Origin of the sequence: Pseudomonas sp. MWU15-20650 (assembly GCF_023242475.1) — a bacterium.
GTDB lineage: Bacteria > Pseudomonadota > Gammaproteobacteria > Pseudomonadales > Pseudomonadaceae > Aquipseudomonas.
Genome location: NZ_JALJFG010000009.1, coordinates 34,220 through 59,051, shown reverse-complemented (window position 1 = coordinate 59,051; position 24,832 = coordinate 34,220). Strand labels below are relative to the sequence as shown.

Genomic DNA, 24,832 nt, shown 5'->3' with positions numbered 1-24,832 from the left:
GCGCTACTTTTCGACGATGGCGGTAATGCCTAACCCACCGGCCGCGCAGATCGAGATCAGGCCGCGACCGCCACCGCGTTCATAGATGGTCTTGGCCAGCGCCGCCAGTTGTCGGCCACCGGTGGCCGCAAAGGGATGGCCGCAGCCCAGTGAGCCGCCATTGACGTTCATCTTGGCCCGGTCGATGACGCCCAGGGGGGCGTCCAGGCCGAGTCGCTCGCGGCAATACTGCGGGTCTTCCCAGGCTTTGAGCGTGCACAGCACCTGGGCGGCGAACGCTTCGTGGATTTCGAAGAAATCGAAGTCGGCAAACCTCAAGCCTTCACGCGCAAGCATGCGTGGCACGGCGTAGGCCGGGGCCATCAACAGGCCCTCGCTGCCGTCGACAAAACTCACCGCGGCCGTCTCGCCCGTGCGCAAGTAGGCCAGCACCGGCCAGCCATTCTCGGCGGCCCATTCTTCACTGGCCAGCAGCACCACCGAGGCGCCATCGGTCAGCGGCGTCGAGTTGCCGGCGGTGAGCGTGCCGTTCTGCCGGTCGAAAGCCGGCGATAGCCCCGCGAGTTTTTCCAGGCTGATATCGGCACGCAGGTTATTGTCCCGAGCCAGGCCACGATAGGGGCTGATCAGGTCGTCGAAGAAGCCGCGTTGATAGGCCGCATCAAGGCGCTGGTGGCTGGTGAGGGTCAGTTCGTCCTGGGCCAGGCGCTTGATCTGCCAACGCTTGGCCATTTCTTCGCAGTGCTCGCCCATGGACAGCCCGGTGCGCGGCTCGCCATTGCGCGGCAGCAACGGTTTGAACAGCATCGATGGGCGTACTTTCAACAAGGCCTTGAGCTTGTCGCCCAGGCTTTTGGCGCGATTGGCCGCGAGCAAGGTATGACGCAAGGATTCGTTGATGCCAATGGGCGCGTCGGAGGTGGTGTCGGCACCACCGGCAATGCCCACTTCAATCTGGCCGAGGGCGATTTTATTCGCCACCAACAGCGCGGCTTCCAGGCCGGTGCCGCAGGCTTGTTGCACATCATAGGCAGGGGTTTGCGGGGATAACGTGGTGGACAACAGCGCTTCGCGGGCCAGGTTGAAATCCCGCGAGTGCTTGATCACCGCCCCGGCGGCAAACTCACCCAGGCGTTGACCGTGCAGGTTGTAGCGCTCGACCAACCCTTGCAGGGCGGCGACCAGCAGGTCCTGGTTATTGTCGTGGGCATAGACCGTGTTGGAGCGCGCAAATGGAATACGGTTGCCGCCAATAATCGCCACGCGGCGGGTCGGGGCTGGGGTAAAGCTGTAGTCACTCATTGCTGGCTCTCTTTCCAAATGAATAGCCCGCGCATATGGGGCTTGTCCCCGGCGAAATTGCGCACTTCGAACTCGCGCCGTGGGCCGGTCACCGGGTGGCCCCACAGGGCGACCTGGCCGGGCAGGAAGATCGGCAATTTGAAATCGCAATGGGCCTCGGCCTGGTCCAGGCCACCGGGCGGCTGTTGCGCTGCCAATGCGCGGCCCAGGGTCCACATGCCATGGGCGATGGCGCGACGAAAGCCGAAGAGCCTGGCACCCATGACCGAGGTGTGAATGGGGTTGAAATCCCCGCAGACCTTGGCAAAGCGTCGCCCCAGGTCGGCAGGCAGCACCCAGCGCTGGGTGCGCAACAGGCCGTGTTCCTGCAACGGCAGCGGGTCACCCCAGGGTTCACCCACGGGGTTGTGGACGTCACGGCGCAAGTACAGGCTATCGCTTTCCCACACCAGGGCGCCCGCACTGTAGGCACGGGTAGCGATGCTCAACGCCTGCCCCTTGGAATGGGCCACCCAGCGCTCGCCATACACCTCCAGGCGCAACGCCTGGCCCTCTTGCAGGCGCTGATGCTGGCGAATGCGGTTGGCCAGGTGCACCATGCCGCTGGCCGGGTACGGGAAGCTCGGCCGGGTCAGCAGCATGAGGTGCAACGGGAACACCAGCACATGGGGATAGGCCAATGGCACGCCCTGCTCGCGACGAAAGCCACACGCCCGTGCGTAAACGGCGATACCGGCCGGCGAAAGTTCGACCGCGCTGCGCACCAGGCGCCCTGTAGGCAATGACGGCGCCCCGTCGAACTTGGGTTTGCGCAAGGCACGCAGGCCGTCGAGCAACAACTGGGTGCGCGACGGCGGCGGGTCGATAATCTGAGTCACGTAGTCCATCGGTCAGGCTCCCAACAGGCTTTGGCCGCACACCCGTACCACTTGGCCATTGACCCCGCCCGACGCAGGATGCGCCAACCAGGCAATGGTCTCGGCCACGTCGATGGGTTGCCCGCCCTGGGACAACGAGTTCATGCGTCGCCCGGCTTCGCGGATCATCAGCGGAATTTTCGCGGTCATCTGGGTTTCGATAAAGCCGGGCGCCACCGCGTTCACCGTGACCTGCCGGGCTGCCGCGCGCGGTGCCAGGCCCTGTACCAGGCCGATCACCCCGGCCTTGGACGTGGCGTAGTTGCTCTGCCCCAGGTTGCCCGCGATACCGGAAATCGACGACACGCACACAATGCGCCCGCCGGGGTTCAAGCCCTGGCTGTCGAGCAAGGACTCACTGAGCTGCAACGGGGCTTCGAGATTGACGGCCAAGACACTGCGCCACGCCTGCTCGGTCATTTTGGCGATGGTCTTGTCGCGGGTGATACCGGCGTTATGCACCACCACATCGAAGGCGCCATATTGGCGGGTATGGGCTTGCAGCAGCGAAGCCGCATCGGCGGCGGTGATATCCAACGGCAGGGCCGAACCGTTGACGCTGGTGGCGGCCTGTTGCAGCGACTCCTGGGCCTGCGGCACGTCCACACACACCACGTGGGCGCCGTCCCGCGCCAGCACTTGGGCGATCGCCAAACCAATGCCCCGGGACGCGCCGGTGACCAGCGCCCGTCGACCGGCGAACGGTTGCTCCCAATTGACCGCAGGGTTGCCATCCACCGGTTTTTCCAGGCGCACCACTTGCCCTGAAACGTAAGCGGAACGACGTGACAGAAAAAAACGCAGGCTGCTGTCCAACGCCTCTTCGGCGCCCGGCGCCACATAGATCAATTGCACGGTGATTGCCCGGCGCAACTCCTTGGCCAGCGACCGCACCAAACCTTCGAGCGCGCGCTGGGCGATGGCTTGGGGCAAGTTCCTGCAATGTTCCGGTGCGGTACCGAGCACGACCACGCGAGCGTGCTGGCCGAGGCGCTTGGCGTTGGCGTGGAAGAAGACGTAGAGCTCGTCCAACTGTTGCAGGTCGAGCAGCTCACTGGCGTCGAACACCGCGCCCTGCACCTTGACGGTGGACGGCGCCTTGGGGCTCGCCGGGCTGGCGGCAACCGTGTCGGTAGCGCTGAAGAGGCGTTGCACCTGTTCCGCCAGGCGCCCTGCCCCGGCCAAGATCACTGGGTTGGCCAGGCCCTGCTGGCCGCTGCGATGGCGTTGCAACGCCAGGGGTTGTGGCAAGCCGATTGCCTGGGCCAGGCGACGGCCCCAGGGGGAATTGACGAACGTAAGGTAGTTGTCACTCATAGAGGGTTCCACTCACAACACAATCTTGCCTTGAAACTCGATCAACGGTGGGAGGGGGCTTGCTCCTGATAGCGACCTATCAGGTGCATGTGTAGGCTGATACACCGCCATCGGGAGCAGGCCCCCTCCCATAATCGGACCGCGTTCCTGTTAATTCACCGGGGCGTTTTCGTTTTGGCTGGCACGGCGCTTGGTGGCCGGTTCCAACGCTTGCTTGCGCTGTTGCAGCGCCTCCAGCAAGCCAAAGTCCTGCGGGAAGTCATCCACCTGGATGCCGTGGTCGGCGTATTCCACATAGCGCGCCAGCAAGGCGTCTTCGTCATCGCTGATCAAATCCAGCGCACGCGCCTTGACCCGCCAGCCGGTAAAGGCCGTGGCGCAAATCGGCATCGGTTCGAGCAAACCTTGCTTGATGGCGGGCTTGAGCCGGGCCTCGATCAACTCCACTTGCGGCAACAAGCGAAAACCCAGCTCGCCGTACGCCAGCTTGTCGACTTCCGGACGGGGAATATAGGAATTGGCCAGCAGACGGTCGCGGGTTTCGCCGGGGATTTGCACCACGTCAGCCACCTGCGCCAACAGCCGATCAGACGGTTTACGCAACGGAATGCCAAACGGAAAACTCAAGCCACGCAGCAGCACCGCAGCGGGTTTGGACGGGTAGTTGTCGAGCACTTCGGCCAAAGCTTCATGGGCACGCAACAACGCGTCCTGGGCCGCCCAGTGCACCAGCGGCAGATCCCCCTGGGGCCGGCCGTCATCTTCAAAGCGCTTGAGCACGCAGGACAGGATGTACAACTGCGACAGAATATCGCCCAGGCGCCCGGTGATACTTTCCTTACGCTTGAGCGCCCCGCCCAGCACGCCCATGGAAACGTCCGAGATCAACGCCAGCACCACGGACAGGCGATTGGCCTGGCGATAGTAGGACGCCAATGCCGGCTCGGTCTTGGCCGGCGCGGAAATCAGACGCCCACCGGTCAGCGAATGCACCGCTGCGCGTACGGTGTTGGCCAGTACAAAACTCACATGGCCAAACATCGCGCTGTCGAACGCTTCCAGGGCCTTGCGCCGATCAGGGTTGCGCGCCGCTTCCATCTCACGGAACACGTAGGGATGGCAACGAATCAGACCCTGGCCAAAGATGATCAGGCAGCGCGTCATGATGTTGGCGCCTTCCACCGTAATCGCGATGGGGCTTTGCTGGTAGGCACGGGCCAGGAAGTTATTGGGCCCCATGCAAATGCCTTTGCCGGCGACGATGTCCATGCCGTCATTGACGATCATCCGCGCGCGCTCGGTGACGTGGTACTTGGCAATCGCCGAGATGACCGAAGGTTTTTCACCCGCATCCAGGGAGGCCACCGACACCTTGCGCACCGCATCACAGGCATACAAATGCCCAGCCATGCGCGCCAGCGGCGCCTGCACCCCTTCGAACTTGCCGATCGGCAAGCCGAACTGCTTACGCATCGCGGCATAGGCGGTCGTGCCACGCACGGCGACCTTGCCCAGGCCAACGTTGGCCGAAGGCAGGGAAATCGCCCGGCCGGCGGCCAGGCACTCCATCAACATGCGCCAGCCATTGCCGACTTGCTCACGGCCACCGATGACCCACTCCAATGGAATGAAAACATCCTTGCCCGTGGTAGGACCGTTCTGGAACACGGCGTTCAGCGGCCAATGGCGGCGGCCGCTGTTCACGCCGGGGTGGGAGGTGGGGATCAGCGCGCAGGTGATACCGAGCGAACCGGCGGCGCCGAGCAAACCGTCCGGGTCTTCTGCGCGGAACGCCAGGCCCAGCACTGTGGCAATCGGGCCGAGGGTGATGTAGCGCTTGTCCCAGGTCACACGAAAACCCAGCACTTGCTGGCCTTCATGCAGGCCCTTGCAGACGATGCCCAGGTCCGGAATCGCCCCGGCATCGGAGCCGGCATACGGGCTGGTGAGGGCGAAGCATGGGATGTCTTCGCCGCGTGCCAGGCGCGGCAGGTAGTAATTGCGTTGGGCGTCGGTGCCGTAATGCAGCAACAGTTCAGCCGGGCCCAGGGAGTTGGGCACCATCACCGAAATGGCGGCCGCCGAGCAACGGGTGGACAGCTTCATCACGACTTGCGAGTGCGCATAGTGGGAGAAGCCTTTGCCCCCGTATTGCTTGGGAATGATCATGCCCAGGAAGCCGGCGTCCTTGGTGTACTGCCAGCCTTCAGGGGACATGTCCTGCCAGACCTGGGTGGTTTCCCAGTCATTGGCGATGTCGCACAGGGTCTCGACTTCATTGTCGAGAAAAGCGTGTTCCTCCGCGCTGAGGCTGGCCGGCGCGGCTTGGAGCAGGCGCTGCCAGTTGGGTTTGCCGCTGAACAGCTCGGCGTCCCACCACACGGTGCCGGACTCGATGGCCGCACGCTCGGTGTCGGACATCGCAGGCATGATCGTACGAAACAGGCTGAGGGCCTGGCTGGTCAACAGCATGCGCCGCAGAGGCTTGATCGCCATCAGTAACGCGGGCAACACCACCAGTACCGCCGCCAGCGTGAGACCGAAAACGGCCACCACGCTGAACAGGTAACCCACTGCCAGCCAGGCCAGGCCGGCCCCCAGCCACAGGACGGCGGTGGCCTGTCGATAGGCCAGGACAATCGCTGCGGCAAAACCCACCAATAACCAGATAACCATGGGAGACCTCTACTTGATTCAGGGCGTGAAACCACACTACAAACTTGAAACGACAAATTCAAATTTTGTTTTGAAATTTTTATTTAATGCTTCGCCGAAAAAAATCACGGCCGAGCGAGTCAGCCATGCGCACGTAAGAAAGGAGGCAGGTAGCCGAGGCTAACCTGCCGTCAGGAGGACAGTGCGGGCCGCGCCCCAGATGCGCTGGAGACCCGGCCCCACGGCATGCCCTTTAGAACTTATAGGTGGCCGACAAGCTGACCACATCACCGGAAGACTCGGCCTGGCCGTCCAGTTGAGCAGCACCCAGGCGATCAACGTTCTTGGTCTTCAGGTTGACCTTCTGGACAAACTGGTGCGAGTAAGCGGCATCCACCGACAGGCCAGGCACGGCCTTGATGTCATAACCGGCACCAAACGCGAGGAAGTAGCGATCACCGTCGGGGATCCGAGGGTCACGAGTGGAGTTACGCGTCGGCGTCTGGTCGTAGGCCACACCTGCACGCAGGGTGAGTTCGTCGGTGGCTTTGTAGTCCCCGCCGATCGAGGTCATCCAGGCATTCTTGTAGTTGTAGGGGATGGCAACAATGGTCGAGCCTTGCGACTTGAGCGTCAGGTCCTGGAACGAAGACCATTCAGTCCACTGCGCACTCACGCCCAACGTCCAGCGGTCATTGAACTGGTGGACCCAGTCAATCGCCGCAGTCGCCGGGATATCCAGTTGAGTGCTGGCATGTGCGCCATCCGGGAACAGCTTGAGGCCCGGGTACGCCATTTCAACCAGGGTTTCGCCGTTTGGACCGATCGGGTTGGTCATCGCGTTACGGCCGACGGCATCCGTGTAAATGTTGTATTTACCGGTCATCTTGTTTTTGATCTTGGCGTGATAGTTCAAGCCCAGGGTGTCTTGCGCCGTCGGCTTCCAGACGACACCCCCAAACCAGCCCACCGAGACGTTGTCGACTTTCACACGCATCAAGGAATGCCCTACGCCGGTCGGAAAACCGGTCCCTCCCAGCCCCGGAGAGACATCCGCGGCAGCCAGCAAGTCGATGTTCTGGCTGACAAACCCTTGGCTACGCTGAACGATGGCACCACCACCGACCGAAAACTGATCATTGACCTTGAACGACAGGGAGCCTGTCAGGCCGACGGTCTCGATCTTGGTGTCGACCGCAAAATCGCGCAGCTTGGAGTTTTCGTCCCAGGTGGTTTTCATGCCCTGGGGTACGACCTGACTCAGGCCAAAGGCGAAACGATCACCGATGGGAATGACCAGAAAGCCGGTTGGCAACCAGGCGGTAAAGCCGCCTTGGCCGCCATTGTTGGTGTTGAGGGTCGGGTCGCCCAAGTTACCCTGATCATCCAAGACCGGCGTATGGGTCACCGGATTGCCATTGTGGTCATAAGCCTGGCCCGAGTACTTGATCTTGACCCGGGCGTAATCGACGGTCTGTTGCGCAATGGTTGAATCAATGAAAGCCATGGCGGCCGGGTTGTTATAGGCCGCGCTCGGATCGTTCTTGAACAACGAGCCGCCACCAAACGCACGGCCCCAACCGGGCGCGCCGTAGGTCGGGGTAGAAAACCCGCCCGCCTGTACCGGGCCAGTGGTGATCAGCCCCCCAACCAATGCCAACCCGAGTAATGTGCGGGCGTGTTGTTTTTTATTATTCATGGAGTACCCCTATTATTATCGCAGCCACTTAATCCAGCGTGCCTTGTTATTCACATCACGAGCGACAATGCCGGGAACACAATATCCAACTGTTCAATCGTGCAGTTTCCCGACAAAGCTTGATTGGAGGCCGTTACGCTTTTATTGGCCGGGTTCCAATTCGCATTAATTTCACTCACCCCACAATTGGAGGGGGGTAGAACGCTACCGACCAGGGAAAACCCCATATCGGAAATATTCACCGAACTGAGCGAGTTAGCACTCACCGGCCAACTCAGGTACTTGGCTTTTAACAAACTGCATATACCCGGCCCGGTAATTGAAACACTGGTTATTTTGAGCCCGGTAAACGCGCTGACCTCCCCGCTCATGGACAGTGCGCAGGTCAGCGTTGCGCCAAAACTGGAAGGTGTTTTTATTTTGAGTACGCCGGCAGCACTGGTAAATGGCCCTGCGGGTACAAACTGAAACGCCTGCGCGACACTCGCGACGCCCACCCCGTTGGCCAATAACACTGTACTTAATATCCACTTCAACGCACTGCGCATTGTCAGTTCCCTCGACAGTCAATACCGCCGCGTTAACAGGGGCCTCTTTCGAGGCCCCTGCCATCAACGGGTGATCAGCCCTAACGAAGTGGTGCGACTCATTGAACAGACAATGTTGGCGCGGTCACATCCAGGGACACCACAGTGCAGTTGCCGCTCAGCGACTGGTTGGTGGCCGTCAGCTTCTTGGACGCCGCATCCCACGCCACAACGATTGGGGTTGGGCCGCAATTGGTTGCCGGGATCGAAGCGATCTTGTAACCAACATTGGTCACGTTCCCTGCGGTTGGCGCTGTAGCGGTCAGCACCCACGGCAGGTTGGTGAGCGTCGGCAAGGAGCACAGGCCGCCACCGGTCAGTGTTGCACCATTGATCGACGCGACACCGCCACTGACATTACCGGTGAAGGTGATGCCGCAGGTCACGGCAGCCCCAAAGGACGACGGCGATTTCACCACGATGCTGCCGGCACTGGTGGAGAATGGACCGTCCGGGGTAATGGTGGCGGCAGTAGCCATCGACGCGGCGCCAAAGCACAGTGCAAAAGAAGCAACACAAACGAGGGTTTTCAAGCTTTTCATTGTTTTTCCTCACATGTAATGGCGAGTCATTCGCCAGGGGTAATGGCCATGATCGAGAGGTCACGGTGAATCTGCAGAACTTCCCTTTCCAGCCAAATTTCAATTCATTAACCGCTACAACATTCGGACAGGTTTATTCGACAACTTTGAAGTTGGGCGGCATCTTGATCGACACCGTCTTGATCTTGCAGTCCTCGCCAATCGGGACATTGGCGGCTTCCAACTTGCCGGTGGCGTTATCCCAAGTACCTTCCGCCGTGGACGGGCCGCACTTGCCACCCAGGCCAAAGGCATGCACATCCACGCTGATCTTCGACATGGCGCCGCTTTGGGTGTCCTTGGCCACCAGGATCCACGGCAAGTTAATGGCTTCAACGCGGCTGCATTTGAGCCCGCCCTCAAATTCAACTTTATCGACATGGGCTGAGGTGCCATCGGCCGCCACGTTGCCGGCCACCTTGATAGTGCAGTCGGCACTGATCAACGCGCCTTTGGAAAAGCTGATCGGGCCCTGGGCGGTAAAGGCGCTACCGGCAGGTTCGATACGGGCGGCCTGGGCCTGGTGATAAGCGATCAACCCCAATGCCGCCAATACAATGTGCGTGGTGAACTTGGCAGGTGCTTGCATGGTGTACGTCCTTCCCTTGACATTATTGTTGTTCGGGTCAAACCACTGTCTTGCAACTAAACCGGTAAACGCCGGGCAATATGAAACTGCGCGATACTAAGATCCCGAGTACCGCGACTGACCAGAGACTTCACATCGGCGTCGTGTGGTTGCTGTACTTTTCCATGTACTTCAATCGCTGTGACGGTTGCATATTCGTCTGGGTGATATCACCGGCGTAATGATCAAGCACGCGATGATCCATACGCCGCCGCCACAAATAAGGGACATACGCCCAGACAATCATGCTCGCGTACCCATAGGGAAGTTGCGGTGATTCATCGAAGTGACGCAACGACTGATAACTGCGCGTGGGGTTGGCATGGTGATCGGAGTGCCGTTGCAACTGGAACAGAAAGATATTGGTGACAATCCGATTACTGTTCCATGAATGCCGTGGCGAGCAACGCTCATAACGGCCGTTGGGCAACTTCTGGCGCTTGAGGCCGTAGTGCTCGACGTAGTTCACCACTTCCAGCAACGAGAACCCGTAGATGCCCTGGATGATCAGGAACGGAATCACCGCCGCTCCCAGCCAGACGATCATTGCGCCCCACAACACCACGCTGTACATCCAGGCGCTGAGCACCGCGTTCTTCCAGTGCAATGCCGGCAGGCCGAGTTTGCGCAGGCGTTCGCGCTCCAGGTTCCAGGCCGACACGGCACTGAACCACACCGAGCGCGGCAGGAACGCCCAGAAACTTTCCCCCAGCCGCGAGCTGGCCGGATCTTCCGGCGTGGCGACGCGCACGTGATGGCCACGGTTGTGTTCGGTGTAGAAGTGCCCGTAGAACGTGGGCGCCAGGGTGACCTTGGCCAGGAACACTTCCAGCGGCTTGGGCTTGTGCCCCAACTCATGGGCGGTGTTGATCGCAATGCCGGTAGCGGCACCGGTGGACATCGCCATGCCCAGGTACGTGAACCCGCTGACCTCACCGTGCAGCTCGGTGCGTGCAGTGATGAACGCAGCGGTTTTGGCCAGCCAGCTCGAAGGCTCCAGCGCAGCAGTGACGTGCAACAGGCCACCGTTGATGATCCAGTCGATGCCGCCGGCGGCCAGCCAACCGGTCACCACCACCGAGGTGATGACGAAGAGCACACCGGTATAAACGATCCAGCGATAGTAGCTTTGGGATTCAAGGTTGCTGACGGCGGACTCTGGCGGATTGCTGACATCTTCACCCAGCAGGCCATCGATCAGGGGGATCAGGCCGAAGATCACCAGTACGCCGACCCACCACAGTTGCTGTACGCCAGTGGTGATTGCCAGGGCGCCAGAGAGCAACGGGGTTGCCAGGGGCATGATGCCGAGCCACCACAGGTGGCGTTTGCCGTCGGCCCAGACGTGTGGAGCTGCCAGGGTCTGATTCATGGCAACCTCCGAACGCATTCGGTGGGCAGGGCAGGATATTGAACAGCCAACAGGTTAACGGAGCGCTGACTGCTCCGAGAAATCAACCATGCGATAAAAGACGTTTTTTTCATTATTTTATTCGCTCTTAGGCATTTCAAAAATTGTTTCAAATTAGACATTGAAATAATTTTTTAAATAAATAGCGCGGAATCGTTAGGTCGTCAACTAGTTTTTCGAGCCCTTTTTTTCGTGACCGAGCAGTCTCTTTTTCAGCTGTTTGGTCAGGTGTCTAGGGCAGGCATCGACGCCTTTGAGCCGCGAGTCGGGTAGCCAATTATTTACTCGCCGGGGCAAAGGCTGGGTGCAATACCGTGGCGCTTTGCGCTGGCCTGACCCGCTTCGCCACGTGCTCCACGAGCGCTGCAACGTGCTCTGTGGCGGTGATCGGCAACATATGGCCACGGCCCTCCACCACCTGCAGCTTCAGCCCTGGCACCTTGCTGGCCAACGCCTGGCCGTGCTTCTGGAAGTCGAGCACCTTGTCGCGCGCGCCATAAATCAGCCCGATGGGCAGGGTCAGTTGCGGGTAACGCTTGACCATGTCCGGCAGGCAATCATTGATCAGGTTGACCTCAGTGGACGCGGCATAAAAGTTGTCAGGACGCATACCCAGCAACCCGCCACCGCGCGTGGCGAAGTCGTCTGGCGCAGGATCGGGGGCAAACACGCCCTTCACCACCGAACCTTTGGTCAGCAGGCCGACAGGCATAGTCAGGGTGTGCGACACCCAGCGCCGCAACCAGGCCGGGCGCACCGCCAATGACAGAAACACCAGCGGCAACCTGCGCTGCGGATGCGTCAGCGGCGCGACCAGGATCAGCCCGGACACCGCGTGAGGATGGTCGAGGGCCAGCCCCAGGGCTATCGCCCCGCCGAGCGAATGCCCCAGTACCAACGGTTTATCCAGGTCGAGGGTCTTGATAAAAGCGGCGATTTGGCGTGCCTGTGCCGGCAGGTCTGCCGCTGTGCCGGCGTGCCGGGTGGAATAGCCAGACCCCGGACGGTCTACGGTGATAACCCGAAAGCGCTCACGCAACTGCCCGGACAAGGCATAGGTCAGGTTACGGCTGCTGCCCATCAGCCCGTGGATCATCACCAACGGTGGGCCTTTGCCTTCTTCTACATAATGAAAGCGCTCGCCATCGACCTCTACAAAGCGCCCGTTGATCGGAACGGCGTTTTCAATACGCCGCGTGATCCAGGCGCTCAGGCCCCATAAAACAGCACTGGCGCCCACCACCACACCCGCAGCGACAACCCATTCGACAGCCATAGCTCGGTCCTCTGCTTCCCTGCCGCTGGCGACCCGACCGGAATTGATCACGGCCTCAGCCATCGTCCACACCCTGGACCAAACTGTCTGTACAGACGGTGCGCGTCCGTCGGACAAGTCGCACCTGCGGAACAAGGTCCTAGCGTAGGCGATTTTTTCAGGTAGATTATTTAAAATCTTTTTTAAAATAAATAATTCAATTTTCCTTTGCAATGGTGTTCTATCTAAAAGACAAAACAAAAACAGGAGCACGTCCGATGCCCACAAGACGCTTACCCATGAGACTCTGCTTATGAATGCCCCCAGCGACTCAATCGACATCGCCATCATCGGCTCAGGCTTCGCCGGCCTATGCATGGCGATCAAACTCAAGGACGCCGGGTTCACCGACTTCCTGGTCGCCGAGCGGGCCGACACGCTGGGCGGCACGTGGCGCGATAACCACTACCCAGGTTGCGCCTGTGACGTGCAGTCCCATGTGTATTCGTATTCGTTTGCCCCCAACCCGGCGTGGACGCGGCAATTTGCTCCCCAGGCCGAAATCCGCGCCTACCTGGAGCACTGCGCCCAGCGTTTTGAGCTGGCGCCCTACCTGCGTTTCGGCATGGGCCTCAAACGCGCGGTGTTTGACGAACAGCAGCAACGCTGGCAACTGAGTTTCAGCAATGGCCGCCAGGTCAGCGCGCGGGTGCTGGTGTCGGGCATGGGTGGCTTGTCGCGCCCGGCGCTACCGGACATTCCAGGGCTGGACAGTTTCAAGGGCAAACACTTCCACTCCCAGCAGTGGGACCACGACTATTCCCTGAAGGGCAAACGCGTCGCCGTGATCGGCACCGGCGCCAGTGCCATCCAGTTCGTACCGCAGATCGCGCCGCAGGTGGCACACCTGGACCTGTTCCAACGCACTGCGCCATGGATCATGCCCAAACCCGACCGCGCGATTTCGCGCGTCGAGCGCTGGGCGTTCAAGCACCTGCCCTTCACCCAACGCTTAGTGCGCGGCGCCTTTTACTGGGCATTGGAAGGCCGTGTGGTGGGCTTTGCCCTGCACCCTCGACTGATGAGGATGGTGCAGAAAATCGCCCTGCGTCACCTGCATAAACACGTCGCCCGCCCTTCCCTGCGCAAGACACTGACGCCGGACTACACCATCGGTTGCAAGCGTGTACTGATCTCCAACGACTACTACCCGGCGCTGTCGCGCAGCAATGTCGAGGTGGTGACCGACGGCGTGCTGCGCATCGAAGCCGACGGGGTCATCACCACCGACGGCATCAAGCACCCTGCCGACTGCCTGATCTTCGGCACCGGTTTCCAGGCCACCGATCCGTTACCGCGCGACTGCATCATCGGTCGCGACGGCATCGACCTGATGGACGCCTGGCACACGGGCGCCCATGCCTACAAGGGCACCACCGTGCCGGGCTATCCGAACCTGTTCCTGATCGTCGGGCCCAACACCGGGTTGGGGCATAACTCGATGATTCTGATGATCGAGGCCCAGGTCACCTACATCCTCGATGCCTTGAAACAGATGCAGCGGCACCGTATCGCCACGGTGGACGTCAAGCCTGCGGTCGAACACGCCTACAACATCCAATTGCAAGACAAGCTCAAGCGCACCATCTGGAACACCGGTGGCTGCCAGAGTTGGTACCTCGACCCGCGCACCGGCAAGAACACCACGCTGTGGCCCGGTTCGACCTGGCGCTTCAAGCAGGTCACCCGGCATTTTGCGCTCAAGGACTACGTCGCCGGCCTGGTGCCGGTGCCCTCTGCATCACGCCCGGTTCCAGCGCCCCACTGCGCCACAGAAGGTAGCCTGTCATGAAGTCATTCAATGGCCGCGTGGCGGCGATCACAGGTGCGGCGTCCGGCATGGGCCGTGCATTGGCTTTGGCCCTGGCGCGTGAAGGCTGCCACTTGGCCCTGGCAGACAAGAACAGCCAGGGGCTGGAGCACACCCTGAGGTTGATCAAAACTTCGACGCTGTCACCCGTGACCATCACCACTCAGGTGCTCGATGTCTCCGACCGCGAAGCCATGGTGGCCTGGGCGGCGCGTTGTGTGGCCGAGCATGGCCAGGTCAACCTGATCTTCAACAATGCCGGGGTGGCGCTGTCGAGCACAGTGGAAGGCGTGGATTACGCCGACCTGGAATGGATCGTCGGCATCAATTTCTGGGGCGTGGTGCATGGCACCAAGGCGTTCCTGCCGCACCTCAAGGCCAGCGGCGATGGGCATGTCGTCAACACTTCCAGCGTGTTCGGCTTGTTCGCCCAACCCGGCATGAGCGGCTACAACGCCACCAAGTTTGCCGTCCGTGGCTTTACCGAATCCCTGCGCCAGGAACTCGACCTGCAACGCTGCGGTGTATCGGCCACCTGCGTGCACCCGGGCGGCATTCGTACCGATATCTGCCGCAGTAGCCGTATCGACGCGAACGTGACGGGCTTCCTCATTCACAACGAACAACAGGCACGCGCCGATTTCGAAAAGCTGTTTATCACCGACGCCGACCAGGCCGCCAAAGTGATCCTGCAAGGCGTGCGCAAAAACAAGCGTCGTGTGCTGATCGGTCGCGATGCCTATTTTCTCGACCTGCTCGCCCGCTGCTTGCCGGCGGCCTATCAAGCGTTGGTGGTACTGGCCAGCAAACGCATGGCGCCAAAACAGCCCACGCCAGCGTTTGAAACCCACGACGAGCCCCGTCTCTGAACAGGAGGACGCACCATGTTGCCCATTCGTCGCGATATCCGTTTTGCCTTACCTGCCGGGCGTATCAAGAACTGGCATGAACAAGGGCCGTTCATCACTCACTTCTTCAACGCGCTGTCGTTGCTGTTTCCCCAGGGCGAGCTGTTTTTCATGGACAGCGTGCGCCACTACCGCTCGCAGATCGACGACCCGGACCTGAAAAAGCAGATCCAGGGTTTCATCGGCCAGGAGGCCATGCACAGCCGCGAGCACCTGGCCTACAACGACTTGCTGCAAGCGGCAGGTTTACCGGCGCACACCCTCGACCGTCGCCTCAAGTTCTTCCTCGACCTACAGAAAAAGCACCTGCCACCGTCTTTCAACCTGGCGGTGACGATCGCCCTTGAACACTACACCGCGATGCTCGCGGAAATCCTGCTCAGCGACCCGTCGCGCTTTGGCGATTCGCTCAAGGGTTATCAGCAGATGTGGCGCTGGCACGCCCTTGAAGAAACCGAACATAAAGCCGTGGCGTTCGATGTGTGGAACACCGTGATCAAGCCCGGCCCTGCGCGCTACCTGCTGCGCACCGGGACCATGCTCACTACCACGCTGTTGTTCTGGCTGGTGGTGTTGGATTTTCACCTGCGCCTGCTGATTGCCGACCGCCAATCGGGAGGGCACCTGAAAGGGTTCTGGCGCATGCTCAAGTTCTTGTACGGGCCCAAGGGCGTGTTCCCACGCATGCTGGTGCCGTGGCTGCACTATTTCAAACCGGGCTTTCATCCCTGGGACCACGATAACCGCGTGCGCCTGGCGGGCATCGACGCATTGCTTGAGGAGATCGAACAGACCCGCCAACGCTTCTTGTAGGAGCAAGCTTGCTCGCGAAGAACGCGGTCTGCCCAAGTTCATCGCTAGACCTCGGCCAACGCCGCGCGCTCACGCACAAAGCACGGCAACTGATCGCCGGGCAGCGCCTTGCTGAAGTACCAGCCCTGGATAAACAACTCGGTGCCAGTCTTCAAGAACGCCAACTGCTCGGCGGTTTCTACCCCCTCAACCACGACCCCCAGGTTCAGCGCCTCACAGAAACGCAGCATACCGGTCAGCACCTGGGCCCCTTTGGGGTCGTGCTGGGCGACCACAAAACTGCGATCGATCTTGATGAAGTCAACGGGAAACTGGTGCAGGTAACTCAACGCGGAAAACCCGGTGCCAAAATCATCGATATACACTTTCGCGCCCAACGCCTGCAGTTTCTGGATGGTCTGGCGGGTGGCCTGGATGTCACTGACCAGCGCGTCTTCGGTAATCTCCACCGAGACCCGCCCATGGGCCTGGGCAAGAATCTCGACCAGGCGATCGCCGTAGGCGGTGTCCTTCAGGGTGGCGCTGGAAACATTGATGGTCATCGGTAACTCAAAGCCGACCTTCTTCCACTTCTGGTACTGGCGCACCGCCTGTGACGCCACCCAGACGTCCACATCCGGCATCAGCCTGGCCTGCGCCAGCCATTGCAGGAATTCCCAGGGGGAATGCACCTTGCCCTGGCTATCCCGGGCGCGCATCAATGCTTCGCAACCGGTGCACAGGCCAGTGCGCGTGGAGACCTGCGGCTGAAACTCGAGGTAGAACTCATAATCGCTGATCTGCTGGATGCGACTCAGTTCAGCGGCCTGGCGGGCCAAGGTCCGGTGGGACGCCAGCACCGGGTCGAACTCCAGCAATCGGCCTTTCTCTTCCAGGCCGCGAAAGGTCATGTCCAGGGACTTGAGGTACACCGTACCGCCTTCGCTGGACTGGCGATGAATCGCACGCACATAGGGTGCGTACACCAGCGTCCCCACGCCCACTAACACCAATTGCAGCACCACCGCCGCCACGTCTCCGTGGGTGCTGAGGTAAGCATTGAGCAGGACCGGGGCAGTAAACGGCACAGTGGCCACCGCCGGTGACACCCAGCCCAGTTGTACCACCATCAGCGCGACCATCGCGTTGACGGCCGGCACCAGCAAAAACGGTATGAACAAACGCGGATTGAGAATGATCGGCAAGCCAAACAACAGCACCTCGCTGACATTGAATAACGACAGCGGCAAACTGGCGATCGCCAGCAAACGCATGGACTGGCTCTTGGAGAACAGCAGGATTGCCAGCAGCAGGCACAACGTTGCGCCCGACCCGCCGATGAACGCAAAACAACCCAGCAGGCCGTTGTTGAGCAGGTACTTGATCGGCTCACCGGCCGCCAGCGCCATACCATTGAGCGTCACGGCCTGGTCCAATACATCGAACAGCGGCTGCATGGCATACACGCCGTGAATCCCAAAAAACCACAGCAGCGAATTCATCAGCGTGACAAACAGCCCGCTGCCGTAGGGAGTCTGCAATGCATCGAGCACCTGGGGGCCCTGCAGTTGCGCCACATAGGGGATCAGCAGCAACAACGACAACACCACCACCAACGACAAGGCCGTGATCGCGCCTGGGAGCACCATATTGATGGTGCCCTTGAGGTTGTGCCCTACCAGGTCTTCGTTGACCAGGCGCGTCCAACGAAAGCGGTGCAGCCAGGCAATAGCCGGCACATTGATCAAGGGCGATGCAATGGCAATAAACAACAGGAAGGTGGCTGACGCCCGGGGATACTCACGCAAGACGAACGTGGCGATCACCACATGGGCAAGGCACAGAAAGGCGACAGGTAGCTGCGGCAGGCGATACTGAATCGCCAGCATGTAGCCAATGGAGGCCGCGACCAGCAGTGGAATGACCGAACTGATCTGGTTGTGCAGCCCCGCCAGGAAACTCACCACTTGCGGGTCAAACCCCAACACCTTGGCGCATTCGGACAGGATCAGAAAACCTGCAGACACCAACAGACAAGGCAGTATCCACAACAACCCTTCACGAATCGCACGCAACGATTCAGTGCTGGCCAAGACCGCCAGACGCTGGGTCAGGAAAAGTTTGAACAGCGTTTGCGCCATGAACCGTCCCTCTGCCCGTCACCCAGAGCCTCTGCAAACCAAGGCCGGAAACCTGCGACAACGCTACACGCCCTGATAGCGGGAGCGAAAGCCTTTTGCCGCTCCCCGCGCGTGTTTTTCGACAAGAAAAGCGAATTTGCTACGCTGATTTCCGAATAATTAATAAGAACTTTCTGGCTTCGGCCGTCCACTAAACCTATTTGAGTCGGTATCATCCACGCTTTTCAGCGTATTACTGGATGTTACAAGCTAGGTAACATCGGTTTCCCACTCAGGGAATATGGTCGGGAACGCAAGCAGGTCCAAAGGAGATAGCCTTACTATGCAAGACAAGCGGTCAAGCAACATACGTCCCATCTTTATCACCATTCTGTTGTGGCTGTGCAGCGTCGCGCTGTTATTTGTGATCAAACACGTCATTGAGCTCTTCACCGGGCCCATCGCGGAAACCTGGATAGACCTGACACTGGTACTCGTCGCTTACCTGATGTTCTTTTTGCTGGCGCCAGTGCAAAACTGGATACAGCGCAGGTCTCGTAAACGTGCTCGGCAGCATGTTCGTAAGCGCGCCTCCGACGCAGGTTCCCGCCCTTCTCACTAAGGTGCATACCTTTGTCAGCACCCAGCGAAAAGTACCAACTCGCCCTGGATAGATTCCTGCGCGAACACCCGGAAGTCGTCGCTGAGCTCGACAACCTCAACCCTCTGGCAGCCCGCGCCAGAGGGGAAACCCTGGCGCAGTATCGCGCCGAACGCCTGAACGAAGCCTTCGAAGCACACGCCGAATACTTGCAGCTGTTCGCCTGGGAACTGACCCTCAAGCTCACGGCGGAATCGACCGAAGCCTTCGAAGCCCAGCGCCTCGAAGTCCACAGGGAAGTCGCGCAGATGGCTGGCCTGAGCTGGGTCGAGTACTGCCAACTGCACGACTTGACCGTCTGACGGGTTCGCTACAAATACCAGCGGAATCGGTTGCACCCCATGACCTCGCGCAACTCGGCGACCGTGAGGATTCGGTGTTGCGGGTCAATCGCCAGCGCCGTGCGTAACGCCGGCCAACAGTGCCTGGGCAATTGCGTGGGCCGGGTCAGCCTGCCCATGGGCAAGCGTTCCCCCAGGCGTTTGCCGTGAGCCAGCTCGTACAATACGCTGGCCACGCTGTACAGGTCCGCCACGGCCGTCAGCGCGCCACCGGCCAGCAACTCCGGGGCAGCATAAGCACGTGTCCAGGCGTTCAAACGGCTGCGACTCACACACGGCAAACCTGCCGCCACCTGCGCCGGTGCGTCCCCCAGGCCAAAATCGAACAAACACACCCCGTCTTCACCCACCATGACATTGGCCGGCTTGACATCGCCGTGCAGCACGTTTTGCTGATGGGTGTAGACCAGGGCATCCAGCAGTTGCAAGGCCATGGGTTGCAGTTCCTGCCAGGGCAAACCGTCAGGGCATTCCCGGATCAGGCGGTCCAGGGTCATGCCCTGCAGCAACTCCATGGTGAAAAAAGCGATCTGGCTGTGTGTATCGACCTCAAACGAAAACGTCCGTATCACACGGTCGTGCCGCAGACGGCGAGACAACGCAAATTCGCTGTACAGCAACACATGCGCATCGGGGCACTGGGCAACAGACTCGCCCGGCAGCTTCAGTGCCACACTGGCACATGGCTCGCCAAATTGCTCATGCAGCAAGTCTCTAGCACGATAAACCACCCCCATCCCACCCCTGCCCAATACGTGCTCAAGGTGATAACGCCCGACCAGTAGACCGGGTAGTTCTCCCGGCGAACTCATGGCTGCACCACGACGGCGGTCAGGTCATCTGGCGGGGGCCTGCGCAACGCCCTTGCAAACAGCCGTTCCACGGCCTGCTGCGGTGCCGCCATGCTCAACGCCTGGCCCAGTTCAACATGACTCAGGGCCTGGTACAGGCCATCACTGCACAACAAAAAGACATCCCCCGGCCGAGTACTGAGCTCCAGCACTTCAAGGTGCAATGGCGAAGGTGCGCCAATGGCACGGGTCAGGGCCCTGGCGCCAGGGTGAGCGCGAGCTTGGGCCACGCTGAGTCGGCGCTCATCCAAGAGGCGCTGCTGCAGCGAATGATCCCTCGACAACTGATAAAGGCTCTGCCCACGCCATAGATAACAGCGACTGTCTCCTGCCCAGATACACGCCGCACGTCCGTCCTCAAGCAACAACGCAACCACGGTGCTGCCCATCGTGGTATCACCCTTTTCGCCCGGCGCTGGCTGCCCCCTCACCAATTGCTGATTGACGCCTTGCAAACGTTGACGGGCCGCATTGACACGCTGATCAAGGCTGCCCCGGGCCGGCAATGAGGCCAGGCTGCTGACCACCCACTGACTGGCGAGATCCCCCTGTCGATGCCCACCCATGCCATCCGCCACGGCCCAACAACCTCGTTGCGGGCAGTCTATGAAGGCATCCTCATTACGCAGTCGAGCCAGCCCTCGCTGCGTGCGCCCGGCACTGCGCCATTGAGTGGCCGCCTGGCTCATAGTTGCTCCGGCAGGCGGAAGGTTCGCCACGTGTCCATTTCAAACGGGCCAGGTGTACGTAGGCTCGTCAGGAGATAATTAGCACGCAAGCCGGCAACGTCCGCTTTGAAAATCTGCGCATTCCGACCACTTGCAGGCTCTTTTTGCAGCAAATCGAAAAACCGGAACAACGACCACGCCCCTGCATTCTTCTCGATACCCAATGGCCGTTGCTCAGCGCCCCTCTCCAGTACCAGGCTGCTGCGCCCGTTATCTGCATCAGTGGGCCAATGGAACGTCATGGGCACAATCGGACCGTGGCGATACTCCAACTGCTGCTCGCCAAACCGCAGGATCGCGCGGCTGACCGACTGATCCAGGCTGTAGGGGGCCAGGGTAAATCGAACCGACAACTCCCCAAGCTCCTCGGTGAAAAAACCGCGTCGGATAACCTGGGCTTTCATCAGTTGATCCAGCAGCGAACGAGACACCGGCAACCCATGACCATCCAGTCCCCGCAGCCTGAAACGAGTGCCGTCGACGCTGACGAAAGGCCGCAGGTAAGCCTCTTGAAAACGCGCCATGACGCCCTGTGGCTTGAAGAATTCCTGAAAGTCGTTCAGGGCAACATCACTGGTCGCATGGGCATTGAACGGGTAACGTCGCGAAATCGCCTTGGCGTAAAGGTCATACACCTCGCCCTGATAGCGCTGGTTGACGTGGACATAAGCCTGCTCCAACAAATGCCGCCAACTATTGTCGGCCAATGCCTCAAGCCAGCCGTCGAGCGGTAGCGGCAAACGCCCGGCCACATCGCGCAAATTGCCCAACACATCCTGTTGCCCCTCCATACGCCGCTTTACCCTCAGGAAGGCTGCCTGCTCCGGTGAGCTGTCTCGGTTCAGTGCCGTCAGTTGCAGGTGCAATTCATCGAGCAGGCGCAACGCCTGACTCAACTCGGCACCCGGGTTCTGCTGCTCATCCAGCAACTGATGCAAGGGTTCAAAGCGCCGCTGCAATGCACGCCGCGCAGAATCGGCAAAAGCCGCCTGCCCATCCGCCACCACCACGTTGGTCAGCTCGCCCAGCTCGCCTGAGCGCTGGGCCAGGTCATTCAACCGTTCAGGGGCCAGCCGGTCATGGCCCGCCAGCAAACGGGTGTTCTCACGCAGCTGGTGCAATAACTGAATCAGGGGTGACTGCGGCGACGTCAGGCGCGTGAGCTGTTCGGCGTCCTCGCGCAGGTTGTCGGTTTGTTGCAGCGTGACCTGGCCAAGCGCAGCACTCCAGGCTTGGGCATATTCGCTGAAGTAACGCTGCTGCAACTCGCTCATCAATCGGCGCAAATCCTGAGGGCTCAGGTCCGTTCCTTCCCCCAGTACCCAGTTGTCCTGCGCAATAGCATTGACCAACCTCGGGCCTTGAGCTTCAAAGTACTGCACATACCTTTTTGTATAGAAACCGGGAATCGGTGGGTCGATGGCCGCGAATACCTTGCCCTCGGCCAGGCGTAACGGTTCCAGGTTGCGTGATTGCTCGCGCAGCACCCGATAGACCACATCGGCCAATGACTCCCCCCTCAGTTCTGTACGCGCCTGGGCCACCAGTTCGTCGTCGAGCGGCACCACGAACGGTCGCTCGAGCAACCGCGCAACGTGTTCACTCAGGCGCTTCTGCAGGGGCCTGTCAGCGGCAAAACGTACGCCGCCATAATCGGCCACATACTGTGCCAGCCACTCGGTATCACGGCGCTCACGCAGGTTGAGCATCAGGTACGCACGCAGGTTATCCAACAGCTGCGCGCGATCCCCCAGGCTGGCGCGTACCTGTCCCTCAACCTGGGCCGTCAACCAGGCCAACAGTTGCTGTTGCAGCGGCTGCTCATAGGCCCGGTTTACCCAGGGTCGGCTTTGTTCGCCCTGATAAAGGCCCGCCCGCTCGACCAGGCGCACATCACTTGGCGCGGGGAAAACCTGCGTCGCCGCCCAACGTGTGTCTAGCAGGTCCAGGAGCGCCGGGGCGTCATCGCGCTCCGGCGAAGTGTGCACAGTGAGTATCGCCAGTTCTGCCAGGCGGTGATGGTTGGTGGAGTAACTGTGCATCCACAGCCACGCCGCGCAACCGATCACCAACGCAACGGCAGTTGCCAGCAAACCCTGGCGCCGACGCAGACGCTGTTGTTCCTGGGTTTGCAGCCCAGCAAGGTCGGCTTCGGCGAAAATCACTCGGCTGAACAGCCCCTGGACGAAGCGCGATTGCCTGCCGTCGGCACAGGTCAAGTAGAACCCGCGCAAACCGTTGACCCGCTGGTACCGGTGCGCGGAGAAAGCCAGCTCAATGAACTGACACAAGCGCTCGCCTATTCGCGCCGCCTCTTGGGGGAAGCCAAGCATCTGGCCGCGGCGTCCGACATCACGTTCCAGGTGCAATCGCCCGATCAGCTCACTGTTCAAACGCTGCAATAGTCGCTCGACGGCTTGGCGAACCTGCGTGATATCAATACCCGCCTTGCCGACATCCAGGGGCTGGCCCAGTACACCCTCGCCACCCTCACCAAGCGGCGTATCGAAGAACTCAGTGAACCCCGCAAGCCGGTCGGCCTGGGTCAGCACCAGATAGATCGGCACATCCACATGCAATGTCTGTTGAATCTCCTGCAAGCGGGAATGCACATGGCGTGCATGGTGATCCAGGTCGTACTCGTTGGTGTTCAACAGCGTATCGATCGACAGTACCACCACTACGCCATTGAGCGGGCGTACTCGACGCCGCCACCTGAGCCTGTCCAGCAGCATCAACCAACCGGCGGCATCCACGGTACTGTCGGGCTGGGTCAGGTATCGCCCGGGCGTATCGATGAGTATGCCTTCATCGGCAAAGTACCAGTCACAATGAGTGCTGCTACCCAACGGCCGCGCATCTGCGTGATCAAGCGGCCAGGTCAAGCCGCCTGCGGCCAACAGCTGTGTCTTGCCACTGCCCTGCTCACCGATCAACAGGTACCAGGGCAGCTCGTGGCGCCATCGCGCGTTACGCTCCCCATAGCGGCGAGATGTTTTCAGCAGTTGGAGCGCTTCCTTGAACCGACCGCGTACTTGCCCCCGCTCCTCCTCCACCCATTTCAACGGCTGCTGTCGCGCTGCGGGCTCAGGGCCTTCGCGCCCGGCGGCATGGCGCCCGCCAACAAGGACCATGCCCAGCCCCCATAACAGGAACAAGGTGCTGATGGTGACCAGACGGGCAGGCGCGCCCTGCCAGAATCGGTCGTCATCCACCGCCAGCGACGGCCCGAAGTACCACACCACTACCGCACTGGAAAGCACCAGCAGCAAGCTCCAAACCCAAATCCTGCCCAGCACGGCGCCTACACCCTTGAAGAATGCGCTCATTCATTGCTCCCAGCGTTTACAAGGGCGTGCGGATCAGGTCCGACGCCGAAAATTGAAGAGGTTGCAGCGCGCTCGCCCGCTCTTTACCCAGTACCCAGGCAAATCCCGTGTACATCGTTAATAAGCAGACCAGGGTGAAGACGACGAACCCGGCGACAGGAATGACGCGTAGCTGTTTGCGTCGCACCTGAGCGTGCGTTGCGGGCAGCGCAGGTTCTATTGTTGGCTCACCGCGCACATGCCTGATCTGGCGGTACAGGCCATCGCGAATGGCCTCAAGCTGCACGACTCCTCGCTCAATGACCCGGTATTTACCTTCGAACCCCAGGGACAAGCACAGGTAAATCAGTTCCAACATAGCCAGGTGCTTCACCGGGTCGCGCGACAGTCGTTCCAACAGCTGGAAAACCTTCTCGCCCCCGAAGGTTTCGTGATGAAAGCGGCTTAACAGGCTCATCTTCGACCAGTCGCTTCGGCCCCCCCACGGGGTTGTCACGACGGCTTCATCAACCACACTGCACAACACGTAGCGCGCAGACATGACCTGGCTGTTTTCGACACCCCCCTGCAAGGCGAGGGTTTCGAACTGGGTCACGGCCAACGACAGCCGGTCGTTGATGGTGCCAAGGGGCTCACGACCGGAGCAGGTTTTGAGGCGGACAACCTCCGACAATAATTCCCAGGCCGCCGCCACAAGAGGGTTGAGCCCCACCTGCAAGCCCTGCGCTCCCAGACTGTGGCCCGCGTAGATCATCCGGTCTTCCAACTGCTCATAACGCGGTGGCGACGGAAAGTCCGTCAGCGGTCCCTGCGCAGGCCCACGGCCCTCACGGTCGAGCAGGACGGTTTTCTCATCCTGCAAATAATCACTGTCCATAGC

19 protein-coding genes are annotated in these 24,832 nt (G+C 60.5%); 4 read left to right on the top strand and 15 right to left on the bottom strand.

The genetic code is table 11. The features are described 5' to 3' along the window. Positions 1-3: 3 nt before the first annotated feature. From M5B43_RS10400 to M5B43_RS10355, 10 genes are all read right to left on the bottom strand, one after another. Positions 4-1,302, bottom strand: a complete 1,299-nt coding sequence (locus M5B43_RS10400) for an acetyl-CoA C-acetyltransferase (protein ID WP_248750019.1) — start codon at positions 1,300-1,302, stop codon at positions 4-6. After that, on the bottom strand, positions 1,299-2,189 hold the full coding sequence (locus M5B43_RS10395; protein WP_248750018.1) for a MaoC/PaaZ C-terminal domain-containing protein: 891 nt from the start codon (positions 2,187-2,189) through the stop codon (positions 1,299-1,301). Before M5B43_RS10395 ends, M5B43_RS10400 begins: the two co-directional genes overlap by 4 nt. Before the next feature lie 3 nt (positions 2,190-2,192). Further along, positions 2,193-3,536, bottom strand: a complete 1,344-nt coding sequence (locus tag M5B43_RS10390) for a 3-oxoacyl-ACP reductase (protein WP_248750017.1) — start codon at positions 3,534-3,536, stop codon at positions 2,193-2,195. 150 nt (positions 3,537-3,686) lie between these two features. Continuing rightward, a complete protein-coding gene (locus M5B43_RS10385; protein ID WP_248750016.1) occupies positions 3,687-6,212 on the bottom strand; it encodes an acyl-CoA dehydrogenase in 2,526 nt (841 codons plus the stop codon). A 232-nt stretch (positions 6,213-6,444) separates the two neighbouring features. Further along, complete coding sequence (locus tag M5B43_RS10380) at positions 6,445-7,890, bottom strand: outer membrane protein transport protein (protein WP_248750015.1); 1,446 nt, start codon at positions 7,888-7,890, stop codon at positions 6,445-6,447. Between the two features lie 50 nt (positions 7,891-7,940). Then, complete coding sequence (gene praB / locus M5B43_RS10375; protein WP_248750014.1) at positions 7,941-8,438, bottom strand: alkane oxidation protein activator PraB; 498 nt, start codon at positions 8,436-8,438, stop codon at positions 7,941-7,943. 98 nt (positions 8,439-8,536) lie between these two features. Next, on the bottom strand, positions 8,537-9,019 hold the full coding sequence (praB, locus tag M5B43_RS10370; protein ID WP_248750013.1) for an alkane oxidation protein activator PraB: 483 nt from the start codon (positions 9,017-9,019) through the stop codon (positions 8,537-8,539). 133 nt (positions 9,020-9,152) lie between these two features. Continuing rightward, positions 9,153-9,647 (bottom strand): alkane oxidation protein activator PraA, encoded by a 495-nt coding sequence (gene praA / locus M5B43_RS10365; RefSeq protein ID WP_248750012.1) that lies wholly within the window; start codon positions 9,645-9,647, stop codon positions 9,153-9,155. Positions 9,648-9,777: 130 nt separating this feature from the next. After that, a complete protein-coding gene (locus M5B43_RS10360; protein WP_248750011.1) occupies positions 9,778-11,058 on the bottom strand; it encodes an alkane 1-monooxygenase in 1,281 nt (426 codons plus the stop codon). A gap of 316 nt (positions 11,059-11,374) precedes the next feature. Continuing rightward, complete coding sequence (locus M5B43_RS10355) at positions 11,375-12,373, bottom strand: alpha/beta hydrolase (RefSeq protein ID WP_248750010.1); 999 nt, start codon at positions 12,371-12,373, stop codon at positions 11,375-11,377. A gap of 292 nt (positions 12,374-12,665) precedes the next feature. Here M5B43_RS10355 and M5B43_RS10350 point away from each other — a divergent pair, with 292 nt between their 5' ends. The 3 genes from M5B43_RS10350 to M5B43_RS10340 are packed head-to-tail and all read left to right on the top strand — an operon-like array spanning position 12,666 to position 15,943. Further along, positions 12,666-14,204: an NAD(P)/FAD-dependent oxidoreductase gene (locus M5B43_RS10350; protein WP_248750009.1), complete on the top strand. Its 1,539-nt coding sequence runs from the start codon at positions 12,666-12,668 to the stop codon at positions 14,202-14,204. Next, the gene (locus tag M5B43_RS10345; RefSeq protein WP_248750008.1) at positions 14,201-15,091 is read left to right on the top strand and encodes an SDR family NAD(P)-dependent oxidoreductase; all 891 of its coding nucleotides are present in this window, start codon (positions 14,201-14,203) and stop codon (positions 15,089-15,091) included. Before M5B43_RS10350 ends, M5B43_RS10345 begins: the two co-directional genes overlap by 4 nt. A 15-nt stretch (positions 15,092-15,106) precedes the next feature. Continuing rightward, positions 15,107-15,943: a metal-dependent hydrolase gene (locus M5B43_RS10340; protein ID WP_248750007.1), complete on the top strand. Its 837-nt coding sequence runs from the start codon at positions 15,107-15,109 to the stop codon at positions 15,941-15,943. Between the two features lie 44 nt (positions 15,944-15,987). On the opposite strand, the gene M5B43_RS10335 is transcribed toward M5B43_RS10340, so the two are convergent. Further along, positions 15,988-18,063 carry an EAL domain-containing protein gene (locus tag M5B43_RS10335; RefSeq protein ID WP_248750006.1) on the bottom strand — a complete coding sequence of 692 codons (2,076 nt, stop codon included), beginning with the start codon at positions 18,061-18,063 and terminating at the stop codon, positions 15,988-15,990. 612 nt (positions 18,064-18,675) lie between these two features. On the opposite strand from M5B43_RS10335, the gene M5B43_RS10330 reads away from it, so the two are divergent. Continuing rightward, positions 18,676-19,005 (top strand): DUF6388 family protein, encoded by a 330-nt coding sequence (locus M5B43_RS10330; RefSeq protein ID WP_248750005.1) that lies wholly within the window; start codon positions 18,676-18,678, stop codon positions 19,003-19,005. Between the two features lie 8 nt (positions 19,006-19,013). Here the strand turns inward: M5B43_RS10330 and M5B43_RS10325 are convergent, their stop codons facing one another. From M5B43_RS10325 to icmH, 4 genes are read right to left on the bottom strand one after another with little or no spacing between them, the layout of a single operon-like run. Next, positions 19,014-19,856 (bottom strand): serine/threonine-protein kinase, encoded by an 843-nt coding sequence (locus M5B43_RS10325; protein ID WP_248750004.1) that lies wholly within the window; start codon positions 19,854-19,856, stop codon positions 19,014-19,016. Beyond that, a complete protein-coding gene (locus M5B43_RS10320) occupies positions 19,853-20,584 on the bottom strand; it encodes a PP2C family serine/threonine-protein phosphatase (RefSeq protein ID WP_248750003.1) in 732 nt (243 codons plus the stop codon). Before M5B43_RS10320 ends, M5B43_RS10325 begins: the two co-directional genes overlap by 4 nt. After that, the gene (tssM, locus tag M5B43_RS10315) at positions 20,581-23,952 is read right to left on the bottom strand and encodes a type VI secretion system membrane subunit TssM (protein ID WP_248750002.1); all 3,372 of its coding nucleotides are present in this window, start codon (positions 23,950-23,952) and stop codon (positions 20,581-20,583) included. The genes M5B43_RS10320 and tssM overlap by 4 nt, the downstream gene beginning before the upstream one ends. 16 nt (positions 23,953-23,968) lie before the next feature. After that, the gene (gene icmH, locus M5B43_RS10310) at positions 23,969-24,829 is read right to left on the bottom strand and encodes a type IVB secretion system protein IcmH/DotU (RefSeq protein ID WP_248750001.1); all 861 of its coding nucleotides are present in this window, start codon (positions 24,827-24,829) and stop codon (positions 23,969-23,971) included. Positions 24,830-24,832 lie beyond the last annotated feature (3 nt).